Source organism: Algihabitans albus, from assembly GCF_003572205.1.
GTDB lineage: Bacteria > Pseudomonadota > Alphaproteobacteria > Kiloniellales > DSM-21159 > Algihabitans > Algihabitans albus.
Genome location: NZ_QXNY01000003.1, coordinates 161743 through 181908 on the forward strand (window position 1 = coordinate 161743; position 20166 = coordinate 181908).

Annotated in this window: 18 protein-coding genes; 8 read left to right on the forward strand and 10 right to left on the reverse strand. The window is 64.0% G+C overall.

The features are described 5' to 3' along the window. The first annotated feature begins 17 nt into the window (after positions 1 to 17). Entirely contained in the window at positions 18 to 3227 is a 3210-nt protein-coding gene (locus DBZ32_RS07500) for an efflux RND transporter permease subunit (RefSeq protein WP_119166526.1), read from the forward strand. Between the two features lie 4 nt (positions 3228 to 3231). Here DBZ32_RS07500 and DBZ32_RS07505 read toward each other — a convergent pair whose 3' ends face one another. Genes DBZ32_RS07505 through DBZ32_RS07515 form a run of 3 tightly spaced genes read right to left on the reverse strand, consistent with a single transcriptional unit; the run spans position 3232 to position 4617 of the window. After that, positions 3232 to 3477, reverse strand: a complete 246-nt coding sequence (locus DBZ32_RS07505) for a sulfurtransferase TusA family protein (RefSeq protein ID WP_119166527.1) — start codon at positions 3475 to 3477, stop codon at positions 3232 to 3234. Further along, a complete protein-coding gene (locus tag DBZ32_RS07510; protein WP_208539142.1) occupies positions 3474 to 3854 on the reverse strand; it encodes a DUF423 domain-containing protein in 381 nt (126 codons plus the stop codon). Before DBZ32_RS07510 ends, DBZ32_RS07505 begins: the two co-directional genes overlap by 4 nt. Before the next feature lie 10 nt (positions 3855 to 3864). Next, positions 3865 to 4617 carry a glycerophosphodiester phosphodiesterase gene (locus tag DBZ32_RS07515; protein ID WP_119166528.1) on the reverse strand — a complete coding sequence of 251 codons (753 nt, stop codon included), beginning with the start codon at positions 4615 to 4617 and terminating at the stop codon, positions 3865 to 3867. A gap of 200 nt (positions 4618 to 4817) precedes the next feature. Between DBZ32_RS07515 and DBZ32_RS07520 the strand changes: the two genes are divergently transcribed. The 4 genes from DBZ32_RS07520 (at position 4818) to queG (ending at position 8657) form a co-directional block, all read left to right on the forward strand. Further along, positions 4818 to 5252 carry a helix-turn-helix domain-containing protein gene (locus tag DBZ32_RS07520; RefSeq protein WP_119166529.1) on the forward strand — a complete coding sequence of 145 codons (435 nt, stop codon included), beginning with the start codon at positions 4818 to 4820 and terminating at the stop codon, positions 5250 to 5252. 116 nt (positions 5253 to 5368) lie between these two features. After that, entirely contained in the window at positions 5369 to 6397 is a 1029-nt protein-coding gene (gene queA, locus DBZ32_RS07525; protein WP_119166530.1) for a tRNA preQ1(34) S-adenosylmethionine ribosyltransferase-isomerase QueA, read from the forward strand. Then, on the forward strand, positions 6394 to 7521 hold the full coding sequence (tgt, locus tag DBZ32_RS07530; protein ID WP_119166531.1) for a tRNA guanosine(34) transglycosylase Tgt: 1128 nt from the start codon (positions 6394 to 6396) through the stop codon (positions 7519 to 7521). The genes queA and tgt overlap by 4 nt, the downstream gene beginning before the upstream one ends. Then, positions 7476 to 8657, forward strand: a complete 1182-nt coding sequence (queG, locus tag DBZ32_RS07535) for a tRNA epoxyqueuosine(34) reductase QueG (protein WP_119166532.1) — start codon at positions 7476 to 7478, stop codon at positions 8655 to 8657. The genes tgt and queG overlap by 46 nt, the downstream gene beginning before the upstream one ends. Here queG and DBZ32_RS07540 read toward each other — a convergent pair. Next, positions 8614 to 9024 (reverse strand): hypothetical protein, encoded by a 411-nt coding sequence (locus tag DBZ32_RS07540; RefSeq protein ID WP_119166533.1) that lies wholly within the window; start codon positions 9022 to 9024, stop codon positions 8614 to 8616. The two genes, queG and DBZ32_RS07540, sit on opposite strands and share 44 nt — an antisense overlap. Before the next feature lie 132 nt (positions 9025 to 9156). Here DBZ32_RS07540 and DBZ32_RS07545 point away from each other — a divergent pair, with 132 nt between their 5' ends. The 3 genes from DBZ32_RS07545 (at position 9157) to DBZ32_RS07555 (ending at position 11739) form a co-directional block, all read left to right on the forward strand. Next, the gene (locus tag DBZ32_RS07545) at positions 9157 to 10485 is read left to right on the forward strand and encodes a nucleoside recognition domain-containing protein (RefSeq protein WP_119166534.1); all 1329 of its coding nucleotides are present in this window, start codon (positions 9157 to 9159) and stop codon (positions 10483 to 10485) included. Between the two features lie 28 nt (positions 10486 to 10513). Then, entirely contained in the window at positions 10514 to 10861 is a 348-nt protein-coding gene (locus tag DBZ32_RS07550) for a DUF1491 family protein (protein ID WP_119166535.1), read from the forward strand. 65 nt (positions 10862 to 10926) lie between these two features. Next, the gene (locus DBZ32_RS07555; RefSeq protein ID WP_119166536.1) at positions 10927 to 11739 is read left to right on the forward strand and encodes a tetratricopeptide repeat protein; all 813 of its coding nucleotides are present in this window, start codon (positions 10927 to 10929) and stop codon (positions 11737 to 11739) included. Here the strand turns inward: DBZ32_RS07555 and DBZ32_RS07560 are convergent. From DBZ32_RS07560 to DBZ32_RS07585, 6 genes are all read right to left on the reverse strand, one after another. After that, positions 11716 to 12453 carry a hypothetical protein gene (locus DBZ32_RS07560; protein WP_119166537.1) on the reverse strand — a complete coding sequence of 246 codons (738 nt, stop codon included), beginning with the start codon at positions 12451 to 12453 and terminating at the stop codon, positions 11716 to 11718. The two genes, DBZ32_RS07555 and DBZ32_RS07560, sit on opposite strands and share 24 nt — an antisense overlap. A gap of 15 nt (positions 12454 to 12468) precedes the next feature. After that, on the reverse strand, positions 12469 to 13407 hold the full coding sequence (locus DBZ32_RS07565) for an ABC transporter permease (RefSeq protein ID WP_235830095.1): 939 nt from the start codon (positions 13405 to 13407) through the stop codon (positions 12469 to 12471). 30 nt (positions 13408 to 13437) lie between these two features. Beyond that, complete coding sequence (locus tag DBZ32_RS07570; protein ID WP_235830096.1) at positions 13438 to 14625, reverse strand: ABC transporter permease; 1188 nt, start codon at positions 14623 to 14625, stop codon at positions 13438 to 13440. Positions 14626 to 14649: 24 nt separating this feature from the next. Further along, positions 14650 to 15762: an ABC transporter ATP-binding protein gene (locus DBZ32_RS07575; RefSeq protein ID WP_119166538.1), complete on the reverse strand. Its 1113-nt coding sequence runs from the start codon at positions 15760 to 15762 to the stop codon at positions 14650 to 14652. A 131-nt stretch (positions 15763 to 15893) separates the two neighbouring features. Continuing rightward, positions 15894 to 17054: an extracellular solute-binding protein gene (locus DBZ32_RS07580; protein WP_162906625.1), complete on the reverse strand. Its 1161-nt coding sequence runs from the start codon at positions 17052 to 17054 to the stop codon at positions 15894 to 15896. Positions 17055 to 17551: 497 nt separating this feature from the next. Beyond that, the gene (locus DBZ32_RS07585) at positions 17552 to 19717 is read right to left on the reverse strand and encodes a TonB-dependent receptor (RefSeq protein WP_119166540.1); all 2166 of its coding nucleotides are present in this window, start codon (positions 19715 to 19717) and stop codon (positions 17552 to 17554) included. Positions 19718 to 20166: the final 449 nt, after the last annotated feature.

Below are 20166 nucleotides of genomic sequence, written 5' to 3' on the forward strand. Positions count from 1 at the left end.
CGGAGTTCGGCGCGGCCATGAATCTCATCCGCCTCGCCATCGAACGCCCGACCGCCGTCATCGCGGCCGTCATTATGGTTGTGATGTTCGGCTGGGTGGCGCTGCAGGCGATTCCGATCCAGCTCGCCCCAGACGTGAACCGCCCCGTGATCACGGTGCAGACGGTCTGGCCAGGCGCCGCACCCGTCGAGGTCGAGCGCGAAATCGTCAATCGCCAAGAGGATGCTCTGAAGGGCCTGGAGGGTCTGGACACGATCACCTCGCGGGCGGAAACCGGCCGGGCGCGAGTCAGCCTGGAGTTCGCGATCTCGACCAACATGGATCGGGCACTGCTGCTGGTGGCCAACCGGCTCGACCGCGTCTCCGACTATCCCGAGGAAGTCGACGAGCCGACGATCGATACCTCTGGCAGCGACGACAATCCGATCGCCTGGTTCAACATCGTTCGCCTGCCCGGCAACGAACAGCCGATCCATACCTACGGCGACTTTGTCGACGACGTTATCATCGACCGCCTTGAGCGAGTGTCCGGCGTCGCGAACATCAACGTCTTCGGCGGCAGCGAGCGGCAAATCGAGGTGATCGTCGAACCGGAGTTGCTGGCGCGCTATCAGCTGACGGTGACGGACGTGGTCGCCACATTGCGCGCCGCGAACGCCAGTGTATCGGCCGGCGACGTCGAAGAGGGAAAGCGCCGCTACGTGGTCCGCACGGAGGGCGAGCTCGATACCGTGCAGTCGGTGGGCGACGTGGTCTTGCGCTCCGAGGGCGACGGTCTGGCCGGGGTCGGACGCGTTACCGTGGCCGATATCGCCATCGTCCAGTTCGGCTATACCGAACCGACCGCCCGCATTCGCATGAACGGCCAGGCCGCCCTGGCGATGAACGCGGTGCGCGAGACGGGCGCCAACGTGATCGAGACCATGGAGGGCATCCGGTTGGCGCTGGACGACTTGCGCGCCTTCCAGGTGCCGAACGCCGGCCTCGAACTCCGCCAAGTCTACGACGAAACGGTCTACATCAACTCCGCGATCGACCTGGTTAACCAGAACATCTACATCGGCGGCAGCTTGGCGGCGCTACTGCTTCTGATTTTTCTGAGGTCCGGCCGGGCGACGCTGATCATCTCGCTGGCCATTCCGGTTTCGGTCATCGGCGCCTTCGTCGCGATGGCGGCCTTGGGGCGCTCGATCAACGTCATTTCCCTGGCCGGACTGGCCTTCGCGATCGGCATGGTGGTCGATGCGGCCATCGTGGTGCTGGAGAACATCTACCGCTTGCGCGAGCGCGGTCTGCGCCCGGCCGAGGCCGCCTACAAGGGCGCTTCGCAGGTCTGGGGAGCCGTGTTGGTCTCCGCCTTGACCACGGTCATGGTCTTTATCCCCGTCCTGATCATGGATCTGGAGGTCGGCCAGCTCTTCCGCGACATCGCGGTCGCTATCTCGGTGTCCGTGCTGTTGTCTCTCGTCGTCTCCATCACCGTCATTCCAGCGCTCTCGAACTGGCTGTTCGGCTTCGGCGCCAAGCAGGGCGAACAGTCCTCCGTCACCCGGATGCGCCTGCCGGTGATCGACAGCTTCGCCGATGGCTTCGTTCGCGCCATCGTCGGGTTTCAGCGGCGCGTCGTCTCGAACCGCATGATGGCGATCTCCGTGGTCAGCGCCGTGACCCTGGTCGCCGGCGCAGCGGCCTGGCTGTTCCTCCCCAAGCTGGAGTACCTGCCGGAGGGCAACCGCAATCTCGTGCTGGGGATCATCATCCCGCCGCCGGGCTACAATCTCGACACCACAACCGACATTGCCGAAGGCATCGAAGGATCGGTCCGTCACCTTTGGTCTTCGGAGACCGGCCCGGAACGCAACGAGGGGGGGCCGCCGAAGATGGAGCGGTTCTTCTTCGTCGCGACCCGCTCGACGACCTTCGTCGGCGCAATCTCCGAAGAAGCGCAGAAGGCCAGCGAGCTGGTCCCGGTGCTGCGTGGCCCGGTCTTCAGCGAACCCGGGACCTTCGGCTTCATCAACCAGCCATCGATCTTCGGCCGGGGCATCGGCTCGGGCCGAACCATCGAACTCGATATCTCCGGCGCCGAGCTCGAGACCATCGTACCGGTCGCTCAGGAGGCAGCCGGCCGCGTCACCCAGATCTTCCCCTTCAGCGAGGGCAACCAGCTTCGTCCCAATCCGGGGCTCGAGTTGGGCGCGCCGGAGGTCAGGGTGCTGCCCGACCGCATGGCCTTGGCCGACGCAGGCGTCAGTGCGCGCGAGCTGGCCGACACGCTCGATGCCTTCAACGACGGCCTGCGTGTCGCCGAGATCACGATCGGCACGGAACGCATGGATCTGATCCTGGAAGGCCCGAAACAACTGGAAGAGTCCACGCAAGGAATCGGCAATCTGCCGGTCGTCACCAGCAGCGGTCTGATTCTACCGGCCGAAGCCTTGGCGAACGTGATCCTGACCGCGGGGCCCACGGAGATTCGACATCGCGAGCGGCTGCGCACCATCACGCTGGAGATCCGCCCCCGACCCGGACTGCCTTTGGAGGCGGCGGTGGAGCAGTTGGAACGCGAGGTTATTCAGCCAATGCGCGATGCCGGACTGCCACCGGACATCCGCATGTCCATCTCGGGAACGGCCGACAAGCTGAGCGAGACCTGGGACGCGATGATCTGGGATCTGCTGCTGGCGGTGGTCATCGTCTACCTAGTGATGGCCGTGCTGTTCGAGAGCTTCGTCTACCCGCTCATCATGCTCCTGGCGGTTCCGCTGGCCGCGGCCGGCGGCATCGGCGGCCTCGCGCTGCTCAACCTCTTCACCTATCAGCCGCTCGACATGCTGACTCTGCTCGGCTTCGTCATTCTGATCGGTATCGTGGTGAACAACGCGATTCTGCTGGTTCACCAGACCTTGCAGCAGATTCGCGAAGAAGGCATGGCGCCGGAGGCCGCGATCCTGGACGCGACTCGCAACCGAATCCGGCCGATCTTCATGTCCACCCTGACCAGTGTCTTCGGCATGTTGCCGCTGGTGGTGTTCCCCGGCGCAGGCTCGGAACTCTATCGCGGGCTGGGATCGGTGGTCGTCGGCGGGCTCTCCATGTCGGCGGTACTGACCCTACTGGTGGTGCCGCCGATGCTCAGCCTGCTCGTCGGCACCTTGGAGGGCGGCCGAACGGCCGCTCCCGCCGCCCGGCTGCCGGATCGTGCAGAACCTCAGCCCGGCGAGTAGGCCGCTACCCCACCTTCCGGATACGCAGGACGAAGTGATCGCCGTCCTGACGATTTTCGAGAAGTTCGTGACCCGTCGTCTCGCAGAAGCTGACGAAGTCCTGCGGCGCACTCGGGTCCGTAGCCAGCACTTCCAGCGTGCCGCCGGGCGGCACCTCCTTCATGGCCTTGCGCGCCCGCAAAACCGGTAGAGGGCACTTCATGCCCTTGGCATCGAGCGTCCGGTCGCTCTTCGGAGTCGCTTCGCTCATATCCCTCGATCCTGTCTTGTTAGCGCATAGCAGGCCAAGGCGGCCCAGCCGATCAGGAAGCTCACGCCCCCAATCGGCACGATCATGCCGAGCCAACGCGTGCCAGTCAGAGCCATGACGTAGAGCAGGCCGCTGAAAACCACGGTTCCGGCCAGAAAGCCGCTGCCGGCGAGCGTCAGACTTCGTGCCGGCGCCCGGGCCGCAAGAAGCGCGACAGTCAAGAGTCCGGCGACATGCAGCATCTGATAGCGCAGGCCGGTGGCCAGCCAGTCCAAGGCTTCCGGCGGCAGACGACCCTCCAGTCCATGGGCCGCGAAGGCGCCGATCGCCACGGAGAGGAAGCCGCTAACAGCGGCGGTCACAAGCCAAAAGGTCATGATCCAGCACTTACGACCAGACACCACGGCACTGCAAGACGTCGCGAAGCAAGCTCGGCCGGTCGGTCATAAGGCCGTCGACACCCAGGTCCAGCAGCCGTTCCATCTCGGCACGCTCATCGACGGTCCAGACATGGACCTGGATATCCCGGGCATGGGCCGCCCGAATCAGATTGCGCGTAACGAGGGGGATACCGCGAAACTGCGTCGGCACCTGCAAGGCACCGCAATCCGGAACACCGAGCGGAAGGCCGTAACCGGTCGCCCAGACACGGAACACGCCGAAAGGACCCGGCGACCAACAGAGCGCTGGCCCCAGCAGCTCTCGCAGGCGACGCACACGCGCCTCCTGGAAGCATCCGACGCAAACCCGATCGAGAGCCCCCGCATTGCGGATCGCCTCGACCATGGGGACGACGGCCGAATCGCTCTTCGGTTCCAGATTGATGCGCAGCTCGGGCCAAGCCGCCAACAGCTCGTCAAAGCGCGGGATCGGTTCGCCCGCCACCCGCAGATGGCGCAGTTCGGACCAGTCCAGTTCGCTCACGCTTTGCGGCCGGCCGGCGAGCCGAGCCAAGTCGTCGTCGTGAAAGACGACTGCAACTCCGTCCCGCGTCGCTTGGATATCCGTCTCGATGTATCGATAACCAAGCCCCACGGCATGGGCGAAAGCCGCGAGTGTGTTTTCCGGAGCCTCAAGAGCGCCGCCCCGATGGGCGAAAGCGAGCGGACGGTTCGATTGGAGGAACGCATACGAGAGCATTGACCGCAGAACCTTGGCAGTTGTATCGACACGATGGAGGATCTTGGGGGAGACCTCGGCGTCGAGAATGCGAATTATCTTTACGATTTTCGTAAGTTCGCGTATTTATAATTCAACCAATCGGCGCAGATATCCAATCGTCCTGGCTTCCCTTGCCGAGAATGCGCCACAAAACGCAACGGTGGGAAGGTTCTTGATTTATGGCTGATACACGGGACTCCGCGGCCTGGGCACCGCACCCGGTTGACGCTTACGTCGGCCATCGGCTGCGGCAACGCAGGGTGGCTGTAGGTCTGACTCAGGATAAACTTGCCAAATCCGTCGGCATCACCTTCCAGCAGGTCCAGAAGTACGAGCGCGGCACCAATCGGATCGTCGCCAGCCGACTCTACGAATTGGCCCAAGTGCTGCGGGTTTCGGTCGACTACTTCTTCAAGGATTTCGAGATAGAGGCCGGCAGGCCGTCTGATGCGAGCGCCGCGGATCAGGGCGAGGCCGGCTTCTCGGACGTTATGGGGGAGCGTGAAACGCTGTCGTTGGTGCGCGCCTTCCACAGGATCGGAAACGGTATCGTGCGCCGCCGCCTGGCCGAGCTGATTCGCTCCCTTGGCGAGTCGAACAGAAACCTCTGCTGAAACCCCTTTGGTACCGCCGTGGACCGTTCGCGGCATGGCGGCAAAGAGTGCGGTCTGTCCTGCCGGGTCCCCACTCTCTGGGCGCCGCGCCGCTTTGATGCTACATCCGCCGCGCCATGAACCTGAACGACTTCGATTTTCACCTGCCGACTAAGCTGATCGCCCAGCGGCCCGTCGCACCGCGCGATGCCGCCAGACTGCTGCAGGTTGACTCTGCTCTGACCGACCGTGGCGTCAAAGAGTTGCCGAACCTTCTGTCGCCCGGAGATCTGCTGGTCTTCAACGATACGCGCGTGATCCCGGCACGATTGGTTGGCCGGAAAGGTGCAGGCAAGGTCGAGATTACCCTGCACAAGCAGGCCGAGCCGGACAGCTGGTACGCTTTCGCCAAGCCCGCCAAGAAGCTGCAACCCGGCGACCGGATCGACTTCGAAGACGGCTTCGCAGCCAAGGTTGTCGAGAAGGGTCAGGGCGGAGAGGCACGCCTGACCTTCGATCGCGCCGGCATGGATCTGCTGGCGGCGCTGCATGCTCAGGGGACCATGCCTCTGCCGCCCTACATCAAGCGCACGGGCGGCGCGGATGCGCAGGACCGCAGCGACTACCAGACGATCTACGCGGCCCGGGAAGGCGCCGTGGCAGCCCCGACCGCCGGGCTGCACTTCACACCTGAGCTTCTGGCAGGGTTGGAGGCCCGCGGTGTCAAGCGTGCGACCCTGACCTTGCACGTCGGCGCCGGGACCTTTCTGCCGGTGAAGACCGAACGAGTCGCGGACCATCGTATGCATACCGAGGTCGGCGAAATCTCGCCCGAGGCCGCCGCAGCCATCAATGCCACGAAAGCCGATGGCAAGAAGATCGTCTCCGTCGGCACGACCAGCCTGCGACTGCTGGAGCATGTCGCCGGCGAGGATGGCCAGGTCGCGCCTTTTACGGGTGAAACCGACCTGTTCATCCTGCCTGGTTATCGCTTCAAGCTGGTCGACAGGCTGATGACCAACTTCCACCTGCCGAGGTCGACCCTCTTCATGCTGGTTTGCGCCTTCGCCGGCAAAGAGCGGATGACGGCGGCCTATGCCCATGCCGTCGCCGCAGGCTATCGCTTCTACTCCTATGGCGATTCTTCGCTGCTGGACCGGGCATGAGCGTCGGTTTCGAGGTGACAGCCCGCGGGGGCGCGGCGCGGCGCGGAAGGCTGACCACCGCGCATGGACCGCTGGACACCCCGGCCTTCATGCCGGTCGGCACGGCAGCCACGGTCAAGGGCGTTCAACCGGAACAGGTCAAGGCGCTGGGCGCGCAAATGGTGCTGGCCAACACCTACCATCTGATGCTGCGCCCGACCGCCGAGGTGGTCGATAAGCTGGGTGGCCTGCATCGCTTCATGCAATGGCCGGGGCCGATCCTGACCGACTCGGGCGGGTTTCAGGTCATGTCCCTGGCGAAGCTGCGCAAACTGGAAGAGTCGGGGGTTACCTTCAAGTCTCACGTCGACGGGACCGAACACCGCCTGACGCCCGAGCGGGCTGTCGAGATCCAGGACCTGCTCGATTCCACGATCACGATGGTGCTGGACGAGTGTACGGCTTGGCCGGCAACGCAGGCGGAGGCGGCAAGCTCCATGGAGCTGTCCATGCGCTGGGCGGCCCGCTGCCGTGATGCCTTCCGCCAACGCGAAGGCTACGGCCTGTTCGGGATTGTCCAGGGCAGCGTTTATCCCGACCTGCGCGAGCGCTCGGCCCGAGCCTTGATCGATATCGGCTTCGACGGCTATGCCGTGGGCGGCTTGGCCGTCGGCGAACCGCATCAGGAGATGCTGCAAATCCTGGAAACGACGGTGCCGCAGCTGCCCGAGGACCGTCCGCGGTACCTGATGGGGGTGGGCAAGCCCCAGGACATCGTCGAAGCGGTTTGGCGGGGCGTCGACATGTTCGACTGCGTGCTGCCGACCCGCTGCGGACGCACGGGCCTTGCCTTCGTCCGGCGCGGCAAGGTGGTCATGAAAAACGCCCGTCATCGCGAAGACCCACGGCCACTTGACGAGACTTGCGCCTGCCCGGCCTGTGCCGGCGGCTTCTCGCGCGGGTACCTGCATCATCTCTTCCGCACGGAAGAGATGCTTGGGCCGATCCTCATGACGCTGCACAATCTCACCCACTATCAGACCCTGATGGCCGAGCTGCGAGCCGCCATCGAAGCCGACTGTCTGGAGGAGTACAGAGCGTGGTTCCAGGCCGAACAGGCCAAGGGCGACATCCCGCCCCTTTAGGCGATGCCGCGCGTGACACGAGAGCCGCGATCCGCGAGCAGGCCCTGGCGATCGGCTTCGACGCCGTCGGTTTCGCGCCAGCCGCCACCTCGCAAGCCGCCAAGCAGGGCCTGACCGACTTCCTCTCCCAGGGCTGGCACGGCGACATGGGCTGGATGGCGGAAACGGCGGAGCGCCGTGCCGATCCGCGGTCGCTCTGGCCGCACGCGCGCTCGGTGATCGTTCTGGCGATGAACTACGGTCCGGCAGAAGATCCCCTGGATCTGCTGCGCCAACCCAAACGTGGCAATGTCTCCGTCTACGCTCGCAATCGCGACTATCACGATACCCTGAAAAAGCGGCTGAAACGTCTGGCACGCGGGCTGGTCGAGCGCGAAGGCTGCCAGGTCAAGGTCTTCGTCGACACCGCGCCCGTCATGGAAAAACCTCTGGCCCAGGCCGCAGGACTGGGCTGGCAGGGCAAACACACCAACCTGCTGTCGCGTGAACTCGGCAACTGGTTGTTCCTGGGCAGCATCTTTACCGATCTGGAGCTAGCGCCCGATACCCCGGAACTAGACCACTGCGGCTCCTGCAACGCCTGTCTGGACGCCTGCCCAACGGCGGCCTTTCCCGCGCCCTATCGGCTCGACGCCCGGCGCTGCATCTCCTATCTGACCATTGAGCACAAGGGCCATATCGATCGCGCGTTGCGCGTCGCCCTTGGCAACCGAATCTACGGCTGCGACGACTGTCTGGCGGTCTGTCCCTGGAACAAGTTCGCGCAGCGCAGCGCCGAGCCGGACTTCCTGCCGCGCGCCGAACTGACGGCTCCCCGCTTGGCCGACCTCGCCGCACTCGACGATACCGGCTTCCGTCACGTCTTCTCCGGCAGCCCGATCAAGCGGATCGGGCGTGACCGATTCCTGCGTAACGTCTTGATCGCTATCGGCAATTCCAATGCAGCCGAGCTGGTCGCCACTTTGCGTCCTCTGCTCGACGATCCCTCTCCGCTGGTCCGCGCCATGGCGGTCTGGGCGCTCGGCCGCCTCGACACTATCGCCTTCATGGAGGAGAGAAACGCACGCATCGACGCCGAAAGCGACCCGGCCGTCAGCGCCGAATGGTCAAGCCCTGACCGGGGATCGGCGGGATGAGTGTACGCCGCTGCAGGTCGTAGCAGATGAAAGTGTGGCGATAGGGCTGGGCCAAGGCACAGGGGGCGCCAAGGGTGTCACGTCCATAGTAGATCAGCCGCTGATAATCGCCGTTGCAGCTTCGCAGCGCCGAGTCGTAGAGCTCGGCCTCGTTGTTCAACGCCGGGCCGTAGCAGAGCGAGATGACGCCCGGGCGCACAAGGTCGGACTGCGGCCCTTCCTGCAATTTCTGAGCGAGGTAGAGCTCGTTGATCTCCTCGACCAGCGCCTTGGGCGACGCGATCGGATAGGGATATTCAGCGCAGCCGGCGAGAAGCAGGAGCGCGAAGAGGATCGGCAACCCGGCAAGGCGAGGCAAGAAGGTCATGCGGCGGACAATAGCGACTTCGCCGATGCCAGTAAAAGCGCTTTGACACGGCTGACATGGCCGTCAGCATGAAAACTCGCTGTCGTCCGAGTCGCCGCCGCAAGGACTGAGTGTTCGAGGCTTTTCTCCACCATGAATCTCGTCTTTTTCGCCCTGGTCGCAATCGCCTTTGCCGTCGCGGCAGTGCGGCAGCTTCTCTGGAACGCCGGCGGGCTGGATGAAGTGGCGCCCATGGCGCTTCTCACCGACGAGATGATCGCCGCCGCCCGCGCCTCGGTCGAACTGGCGATCGGACTGGTCGGTGTCATGGCGCTGTTCCTCGGCCTGATGAAGGTGGCCGAGCAAGGCGGCCTGCTCGTGATCATCGCCAAGACCGTGCGGCCGCTGATGACTCGTCTGTTTCCCGATGTGCCGCCGAACCACCCGGCCATGGGCGCCATGATCCTCAACATCTCGGCCAATGTGCTGGGTCTGGGCAATGCGGCCACACCCTTCGGCATTCGCGCGATGCAGGAGCTGGACAAGCTCAACCCGCACAAGGGCACGGCGACCAACGCCATGGCGCTGTTTCTCGCGATCAATACCTCCTCGGTCACGCTGCTGCCGACCGGTGTGATCGCCCTGCGCGCTTCACTGGGTTCGACCGAGCCAGCCGCCATCGTACCCACCACCCTGGTCGCCACCCTCTGCTCGACCATCGTTGCCATCGTTGTCGCCAAGTCTCTGCAGCGCTTCTTTGCAACACCGTCGCCGGACCCCGAGGTCGAAGCGGCCGAGCAGGCAAGCGGCGCGGCCGCCGCGGAGAGATCGGAAATCCCGGGCGATATACCCGATGCGCCGGCAGGATCGGACGAAGCCTATCCGCTCCGGGTCTCTCTGCTGGTCCTGCTCGGCGTCGCCACGCTGGTGCCACTCACGGTTCTCTATGGCCGTGAGATCTCGCCCTGGATCGTGCCGGCGCTGATGGTCGGCCTACTCGGCTTCGGCATGGCCAAGGGGGTCCGGGTGTACGAGTGCTTCGTCGAGGGTGCCAAGGACGGTTTTCAGGTCGCGCTCAAGATCATTCCCTATCTGGTCGCGATTCTGGTGGCGGTCGCCATGTTCCGGGCAAGCGGTGCTCTGGAGGCACTGGTCGTCGCCATCGGGTCCGTGACCGACCCTCTTGGCCTGCCGGCCGAAGCGGTGCCCATGGCGCTCCTGCGTCCCCTGTCCGGCTCCGGCGCCTATGGGGTCATGACGTCGATCATGCAGGACCCGGCGACGGGACCCGATACCTACGTCGGGTTCCTGGTCTCCACTCTGCAGGGCTCGACCGAGACGACTTTCTATGTGCTGGCCGTTTACTTTGGTGCGGTGCAGATCCGGCGCATCCGCCATGCCCTCGCCGCCGGCATCTCCGCCGACATCGCGGGCGTGATCGCCGCCGTCGCCATCGTCGGACTGCTGTTCGGCGCGTTGTGATCAGGGCGCAGTGATCGGGGAGAGTGCGATGCAGCAGGAGGACGACACGCGGATCCCGACCCATCTCTGGGTCATGGCCCAGGTGCGCCGCTGCAACGACGGTGGCCAGCCTGCCTATGTGCTCCGCAAGGGCGAACGCATGAGCGGCCTGGTACTGGTGAAGCTCGCCTTGCTCGACGGCACCGCCAAGGTCCTTGTCCAACAGCGCGATCTCGACGGCCGGCTCGGCTGGATGCTCGCCAAGGGCGACGGCCCGATCGCGGAGCCAGAAGCCGATGCCTATATCGCCCGTACCATCGACCGGGACCCCGACCTCTGGGTTGTCGAGGTCGAGGCGCGCGACGGCTTGAACCCCTTCGAGGGGACAGCGATTTGAGGGGTCCGACAGGGCTTCACCGCCAGCCTTTGACCTGCGGCACGGCTTCGGCTTGACTGCCGCACATGCTCCCTCGCCCCCAGACAAAGGCGAAGACCGCCCTCGCCCGTGCCCAGATGGCTTTAGCCGCCGGCGACCTACCGGGCGCAGAGGCGATCTTGAGCCGGCATCTGCAGCGCAAGCCGAAAGACGCCGAAGCGTTAGCCCTGGCCGGCGTGATAGCGCTCCAGCGCGGTGCGACCGGGGAAGCGCAGCGCCGCCTGCGCCGGGCAGCCAAATTGCGACCCGACGATGCCGCATTGCTCACCAACCTGGGTATCGCCGAAGAGGCGGCCGGGGAGCCCGACGCAGCCGTCGCGAGTTTGACCCGAGCTTGCGCTCTGCGCCCCGACTTCGCACAGGCGCTCTATAACCTCGGCATCCTCTTGCGCCGGTTGGAGCGGCCCACTGAGGCGGCTGAGGCCCTGGCGCGAGCCAGCAACCTGGAGCCCGGTCACGGTAAAGCCAAGTCGGCCCTGGCCGGTGCCTTGCTCGATGCCGGCCGGTCCGATGAGGCGCTGACCGCAGCCGAACATGCCTTGGAGACGAGCGACGGCGAAGATATCCGCCTGACCGCAGGACTCGCCGCCAAGACGCTGGGGCGGTGGAAACAGGCTGCGCTGCATCTCGAGCAAGCCGGACAGCGGCCCGAGGCGCTGTTGGAGCTGGCCCACTGCCGGCAGGAAGCCGGCGAATCGACGGCGGCTCAAACCGCCTATCGCGCCGCCCTCGCTCTCGATCCGAGCCTCTATGCCGCAGCGGTCAAACGGCTGGTCTCCGCCGCCAAGGGAGAGCTGCCGCTGCGTCCCGCCGCGCTACGCGCCTGGCTCCTCGGCTAGCGGTTCGGCTGTATCGGTCTGAGCGCGGTAGTGTTTGCGGTAGACGCCCGGCTCTGCGGCCAAGGCGCCTTGCACCTGCGCGAAGGCCGCGGCCGCGGCCTCGTCGAGGGCGGCACAGTCCAGGTCCAGAGGCTGGCGCGGCACAGGTAAGCACTGCGCCACCGGGGTCCCCTTCGGCAGAACACCGGTGAAATCTGGATCGCGCCAAACGGCCGGAAAGTGCACGAAGGAATCGGAGAAGCCGTCGCAATCGACCAAACCGGTCAGAGTGGTGAAAGGCAGGTCGGCCCGGTTGACCGGATGCAGGCACAGCAGCGACCAGCCGGCCGGCAAGGCGATGGTCCAGAAGGAGTTGAACTTGACGACCAGCGCCTCGGGATCGTGCAGCGGCGAACCGGTGGCCTGCTCCGGGAAATGGCAGGAAATGGGCGCGCGCGTGTAGGGGCCGGTGGCACCCGGAGGCGGAACCGGCCAGTCCCAGGCAAAGCGACCCGACTCGACCTGCAGATCGCAGGCCAGCGGCATCACGAAGCCGGCGGACATGGCATCCACGAAGGGCGGGCACTGCTTCACCGTGCGCAGCGAAAACCCGAGATCGTCGGAGAAGGCTTCGCTGGGCATGGCTCGCAGCCAATCGGGCAGCGCGCGGCGGGATGGCAGCGGCTGCGGCAGGATCGGCTGCAGCTCGGGCGGACAGCGGAAGGTCACTTTCATAGGACTGCCCCGGGCCTACTGCGCCGGCTGAGGCTGAGGTTGGCCCTGAGGCTGGAGCGCCGGCGACCCGTCGCGACCTCGGTCCAGGCCCGAGGTCATCTCGGCGTCCGCGCGCTTGGCCGCCTCGATCCTCCGTTCCTCCTCCGCCCGCTCCGCCCGGCGCTTCATCTCCAGGGCAATGGCGGCGACCACCGTAAGGACAATGAAGATCACCGCCAAGGCGTTGACCTCCGGCGTCAGGCTGAGGCGCGCCATGGAGGCGAGCTGAATGGTCAGCGTGGTCTCACCCCCGATTGCGAAGACCGTCGTGTTGAAGTTCTCGAAGGACTGCAGGAAGGCAAGCACCGCCGCCGTGAAGATCGTCGGACGCAGGAACGGCAGAGTGATCTTCCAAAAGACCTGACGATGGGAGGCACCGAGATCGAGCGCGGCCTCCTCCAGCGCATGATCGAAGCGCTGGAGCCGTGCCATGAAGAGCAGCATGCAGTAAGCCGAGATGAAGGTCGCCTGCGCCAGAATCGCCAAAAGAAGCCCGCCAGGAACGCCGAGATTGTTCCAGAACACCAGGGTCGAGATGCCGAGGATGATGCCCGGGGTCAGCAGCGGCGAGACCAGAACGCCGTACAGGAACGTCCGGCCGCGCGTCTTAAGGCGAGTCAGCAGCAGAGCCCCGGACAGTCCCAGCGTGATCGACAGGGCGACGACGCCGGCACCGATGATGAGGGAGTTCACCACGGCAGCCCAGATCTGGGCGTTGTCGAAGAGCCGCTCGAACCAGTGGAAGGTCAGTCCCTCGAAGGGAATGGCCCGCGGGATGCCCGGTTCGTTGAAAGCCGCCACGAACATGAAGATCAGCGGCAGGAACATGTAGCCGAAGAAGATCACCAGGTAACCCTTGACGGCCCAACGGGTCATGTCCTCGGCCCGAAAGCTCGGCTTCCTGGATCGCGCCATCGTCCCTGCTCCCGCCGGTTCCGTTTCCACCTACTTCGCGATGTCCTGCAGGCTGACCTTGAACAGACGCATCATGACGAGAATGAAAACGATGCAGGTGGTCAGCAGCGTGAAGGCATAGGCCGAGCCGAGGCCCCAGTCGTTGCCCTCGTTGAAGGCGTCGTAGATCACCTCGGTGAACCACTTGGAAGTCGTGCCGCCGAGGATCAGAGGGACGGCATAGGAGCCCGCCGCCAACATGAAGGTCATGATGCAACCGACGGCAATGCCAGGCTTGGCGTGGGGGATCACCACGCGCAGGTGAATGCGCCACCAGGGCGCCCCCAGATCGCGCGCCGCCTCGATCTGGTTCCTATCCAGCGTGTCGATGGTATTGTAGATCGGAAAGATCATGAAGAGGATGTAGGCGTAGGTCATGCCGATGATCACGGCGCCGTTGCCCTGACGCCATCGGATCGGCTCGCCGATCACACCCAGCGCCAGAAGCAGTTCGTTGATCACGCCTCCATCGGACAACAGCATAAGCCAGGCGAAGGTACGCAGGATCTCATTGATCCAGTAAGGCACGATCAACGCCAGCATCAGCAAGGCGGCCTGTTCGCCGGGCGCAGCCTTCGCCAGATAGAAGGCGATCGGGTAGCAGACGATCAGACAGATCAGGGTCACCAGCACCGAGGCCCAGATCGTCTTCAGGAAGATCGAGCGGTTCAGATCGTTTTCGACCAGTTCCCGGTAATTGGCGAGACCGTACTGCGGCGCAGCGGCCAGCCGCGCCTGTTCCAGGCTCCTATCGTTTTCGGCAATGACAAGGCGATTGCCGTCGATCTGTACCTCAAGGTCGACGATCTCCGCGCGCAGAGCCTCAGGTGTGGCCGCTGCCGCCTGCTGCCGAGTGCCGGAGGCGAAGGGATTTAGCAGCGTCGCGCCGCCGCGCTGAACCTCGGGATCGGGTTCGCCCGCCTCGAGGGCCTCGATCCGCGTCCGCAGCCTGCCGACGGCGCGTTCGGCGCGTGTAATCTCTACGAAGAGGCGGTCCGTATTCGCCTGGATCTGCGCCGCACGCGCGCTGGCGGCCGGGTCGCTGTAGGTCAGCGACTTCTCCAGCATCAGAAGCTGCGGCAGGACGATCATGCCGACCATCCAGATGCCGCACCCGAGGAAGATGTAGGCGGTCATGACGCCGCCATAGCGGCGGACGAAATCCTGAACGGCCTGCATCGACTTGCCCCCTCCCCGCTGTATCTAGGCCGCCGCCGCGCTGTCGGGGCTTTCGCTCGGCAGAGCGACGGCTGCGTCGGCGGAGAAGCCGATGGTTACCTGCTGTCCCTGCGCGAGCCTCGACAGATCGCGGTCGTTGGTCAGGTGGACGATTAGACTGCGTCCCTGATCGCCGCGCACAAAGAGGTTGACGTAGGCGCCCTCCAGATCGATGCGCTCCACCTCGCTGACGAAGGTGTTGTCAGGCAGATTCGTCTCCGGCCGGTCTTCGTCGAGAAGCAGGCAGCGCTCGGGCCGCACGAAAACCGACGCCATCTCGCCCGGCGTCAGATTTTCCCGATTACGGGCGCGCAAAAGACCGCGAGGCGTCTCGATCGCTGCGCAGCCGTCCGACACGTCGGTCACGCGGCCTGCGAAGCGATTGTTCTCGCCGACGAAGGTGGCGACAAAGGCCGTGTGCGGCGCGCTGTAGATCTGGTCTGGCGTACCGACCTGTTCGATCACCCCCTGGGACATCACGCCGACCCGATCCGACATCGTCAGGGCTTCGCCTTGATCGTGCGTGATGTAGATGAAGGTAACGCCGGTCTTCTTCTGTATCGCGCGCAGTTCCGCCCTCATGTGTTGGCGCAGCTTCAGATCGAGCGCGGAGAGCGGCTCGTCCAGCAGCAGCACCTCAGGCTCCACGGCCAGGGCACGGGCAATGGCAACACGCTGGCGCTGGCCGCCCGACAGCTCCGTCACCAGCTTGTCGGCTTGATCGGGCAAGGCGATCAGATCCAACAGTTGCTCGGCCCGCTTGCGCCGCTCAGACTTGCCGATCCCACGTACTTCCAGACCGAAGGCTATGTTCTCCCAGACTTTCATCAGCGGAAAGAGCGCCAGATTCTGAAAGATCAGGGCGGTCGGGCGCTTGTTCGGCCCGAGGCCGGCCATATCCCGACCGCCGATCCGCACGACGCCTTCGCTCGGCTCGATAAAGCCTGAGACCATGCGCAAAATAGTCGTCTTCCCGCAGCCGGATGGGCCGAGGAAGGAGAAGAACTCACCGCTGCGAATGGTCAGGTCGGCGTCGCGAACAGCTGTGAAGTCACCGAACCGCATGGTGACGCGGTCCAGTTCGACATCCATGCCCATAGTAGGCCTCCCAGATCGGCGAAGGTCCGGACCCTCGACAGGGGTCCGGTTACCACGCCAGATTACCGCACCGGATCCGGGCGGCAGCCGGCGCGGCGGAGAGTCCGCCGCGCCGAATCGCTCGCAGCCTGTCAGGCCGTCTCGTAGCGAGTGATGTACTCCGCACGCAGCTTCTGGAACCAGCCGGGCTCCGGCTTCCACCAATAGAGCTGCGAGATGGCCTCGCCGTTGGGGCCATACATGAACTTGAAGCGCTCCTGCGCTGCCTCGTCCAGCGCGGCCTCGGCCCCGATCGCGGCCGAGTTGTAGCCGGCGTGCGACGCATGCATGCCGCCGCCTTCGGCGGACGTCAGCCAGTTGATCAGTTCATAGGCCTGATCGACGTTGGCGGCGCCGGAGGGCATGCACATGGTGTCGAGCCAGGTCAGAGCACCGTCGGTCGGCGCGACGTACTTGATGCGGCCGTCGGTCTCCTTCCACATATTGACCGCCGTCCCGTCCCAGCTCTGGCCGATCACGCAACCGTCGGACAGGAAGGCACCGGTCAGCGCCTGGGCGTCTTTCCAGAAGGTTCGGATCCAGGGCTTATGCTCGACTGCGAAGGCAAGGGCCTGATCGAGAACCTTTTTGGCAGTCTCCTCGTCCTGGTGGGCCTTGTCCATCATCTCGCCGGTTCCGTCGATCATCACGCCCATGGCGGTCAGGCCGGAGCGCGGACGCACGGTGACGAGATCGCGGTTATCTTCCTGCCAGATCGTGCTCCAGGACACGTCGCCGTACTTCAGGTCGCGCTGGCTGCTGTCGAAGGCGACGGCCTCGGTCCCCCAGTTGAAGGGAACGCCGAACCGCTGACCGCGGCGGGAGGCACCGAGGTCGAGAGACTTGTCCCAGATCGCCGGCTGCACCTGATCGGCCATGACGCGGTTCTCGTCGATCGGCTGGAGCAGATCGACTCCGTCTTCTTCGCTGGCATCGAACCAGGAGACCAGCGTGGTGACGGAGGGGAACACCAGGTCGAAACCCTCGCCCTTGGCCGCACGGACCTTGGACAGCACCTCGTTGTTGGTGCCGTAGACGGAGAGATTGATCTGGATACCCGTACGTTCCTTGAAGGTCGCGATCATGTCCTCGGAGACGTACTCGCCCCAGGCATAGACGTCGACCTCGCCCGAGGAAGCGAGTGCGCGCGGGCTGATGATGGCGGGCGCTGCCACGATGGCTGCACCGGCTGCAGCGCCTTTGAGCAGGCTGCGACGAGTCACCAAGCGACGCGAAGTATGGCTGTGAGACACGGTGATATCCCCCTTCCCTGTATAGACTGTTCTTTCAAACGGCAGGCTGCTGTCGTTCCGCGGAAACCCATGCCTCCAGACTGGATACGATACGCATCACCCGACAGGACAGATACGCCCCATCGGTGACAGGTTGATCGGAGTTATGCGTCGCGTCCATGACGAATATATGACAGAAAAGTTACATATAACGCGTGGGGATGTGAATAAATGCGCAACGCCGCGCCAAGGCTGTACGGGTCCCCAGCATCACCTCGATCGCCTCGACTCCGAACAAAATACTGTGATCCAGCTCCGCCGATTTGGAACTCGCGCCGGCCGGGCGATCGCGAGGGATCTAACGCCGCCAGGACAACACCATCCGCCCTCGCATCCTCCTCGGATTCCGGGCGCCGGCCTCCGCAAGCGTCGTTCCGATGGATCAGGCGCCCGCCATCCACCAAAACCCAAATTGCATCGCCACGTGAAAGCAAGCCACAACCCAGAGCGCCGGCGCCCTAGAACACGCGGCTGTAACGGAGTCCGACGGTTCGACCGAAACCGTTGACCGGGCGGTTGCGCGACGCGCTTGCCGTAGGGTTCTCGTAGTCCGTATCCAGAAGATTCTCGACACCGACGCCGAGATTGCCCCCGAACACAGGATAGTCGGCGGCGAAATTGAAAGTGATGGTGTTCTCGATCTCGACCCGCTCAACCCCATCGTTCCGGTCGCGCGCGCCGGAGTAGACAGCCTCCAGACGAAGATCGAGATCGAAGTCGGTCTTGTAGTCGACGTAACCGGTCAAACGAAGCGGTGGTCCGATACGGTTGTTTGGCAGATAGGAGTCCAGTTGCCCGTCGTCGTCGGTGTCCCGCTTTCCCTCGCTCCAGGAGAATACGCCACCGAGTGTCAAGCGATCGGTCACGTCACCTTCCAGAACGGCTTCGACGCCGACGATACGCTCCTCCTGCTGGACCACCTCGTTCGTCGAGACATCGAAGTTCGTTCCCAGTTCGGACTGACTGAGGTAGCCCGAGAGACTGCCGCGGAGACGATTCCAGTTTCCGCGGACTCCGATCTCGTAGTTGTCGACCAGCTGAGCCTCCGGAGCGATATCGGAAAAATCGACCGTGCCGCCGAAAGGCAGGTTCTGGCCGGCGCGACGCGTGAAACCGCCGACGTCGGGCAGGGAGTAACCCTGCGAGAAAGCGCCGAAGACCTCAACTTCGTCAGTCAGAAAGACGACGGCACCAAGGTTGAACACGAGTTCGTCGTAGGACGTATCGCCACCGACCACGTCGACAGGGGCCAGCGTGAAGACCGCGCCGTTGCCCTGCAGGAAACGGTAACTGGGCCGCGTGAAGTCATCGATCTCGAGATCGAAGCGTTCGTAGCGAACGCCGCCACGGACCAGCAGCCAGTCCAGGGGCGAAACCTCGGCCTGCAGAAAGCCCGCATAGCTGTTCTGGCTCATGGGTGCGATAGCCTCGACACCGTCTTGGAATTCCTGTGTTGTCTCATCGTAGGTGTAGTCGAACCCCCAGGTCAGGGTCAGACTTTCGTAAATCTCGTCGAGTTTGGTATCGACGGTCGTTCGGATACCGAGTTGATCTGCATTGAAGGTCGTCTGCCCGTCTTCCTGCGAGATGTAGACCAAGGTATTGGCGGCGGAGAGCCGGGCGTCGGCAAAGCGCTTTTCGATGTCGTTGCGGAAGGCCCGGACCGTGAGACTACCGAGGGGAAAATCGCCATCCGTGAATTCGACGGCTTGATAGTTGGAGTCTTCGTAGATGTTTCGGCCGGTGTAGGGTGCGGAGAAGTCGACGCTCGCCGGCTCTGTCGAATAGTCGGTGAAGAAATCCGGATCCTGATCGAACCGCGTCACCTCTGCGCTGACTTGCAGTCGTCGGGAGCCGAAGTCCCGTCCCAGCTTGATCAACCCATTGTAGGACTCGCTGTTCCCGAAGGCGCCTTGACCGAGCAGCGGGTCGTCGGGCAAGCGATCGCCGTTGCCATCGAAAGTCTCATTTGTCGCTTCGGCGGAGATAACGGCGAAATAGTCGAAGAGTTCCGCGTCTCCCGAGATTCCAACGGAGGCCTCCGGCGCCAACGAGTCCTCGACGTCGGCCGTAAAGGCGCGCAGGCCGACGCTGGCGGTCACGGTCGGAGCGCCGTCCGTCGAGTCTTTGGTGATGAAGTTGACGATCCCGCCGGTAGCGCCGTTGCCGTAGATGCTGCTGGCGCCATTGACGATCTCGATCCTTTCGATCTGGTTGAGATCGATCAGCGAGATAATGCGAGAAACATCGCGCAGAGGCGTGTTGCGCGACACCCCGTCGACGAGCACCTGCACGCCGCGCCCACGGAAATTTTCCGCAGAACCGGAAACCGTCTGGTTGCTGGACGAGAAACCCGGTACGAGCTTGGAGAGGATATCGGTTGGGTCCTTCGAGATCGAAAGTTGCTGTTCGATCTGCTGCCGGTCGATGACGATGACCGAGCCTGGAATTGCAGAGACAGGGCGCGGTGCTCGGGTCGCCGTATTGACAATCGGCTCCAATGCCATGGTCTGCCCGGCAGAGGCCTCGAAAGGTACTTCCTGCGCGGAGCTGCCACCAGCCGCTGAGAGCAGTGCGGCCGTCAAGACGACGGCGAATTTGTGGTGTATTCGACCGATACCCATTGCTTTACCTCAACATCTTCTTGGTTTTCCGTTGTTTTTAGAGATCAGCTCGCAAGACGGTGCCTACCCACGCAGCGACAGGTTGACCTCGCGGATCCGTCGCCGGCAGGTGCCAGCGCGTCAGGTCTTTGAACGATGCGCCCAGAACGGCGGCTGCCGAGGCGGCGAGATTTTTCGAAAAGCCCAAGTCCGAGGGCGTGAAATGAGGAGTGAAGGCTAAGTTTCCGTAATGCAATTGATTCGCATTTGCAAACAGAAACTTCACGATCGTTGAACGAGGCCGGCCATCCCGAAGCGCCGAAATCACGAGCTAGAAACAGGCTCAAATCATGATAGAGGTCCGAGGAGTCTGACGATCACTTCGAGATCGAGGCCCGACAACCTTCAGGACCATGAAGCGGGTCCGCTAAATCACGATCAGTTCGACGTCAGGACCGTTGCGCCGCTAT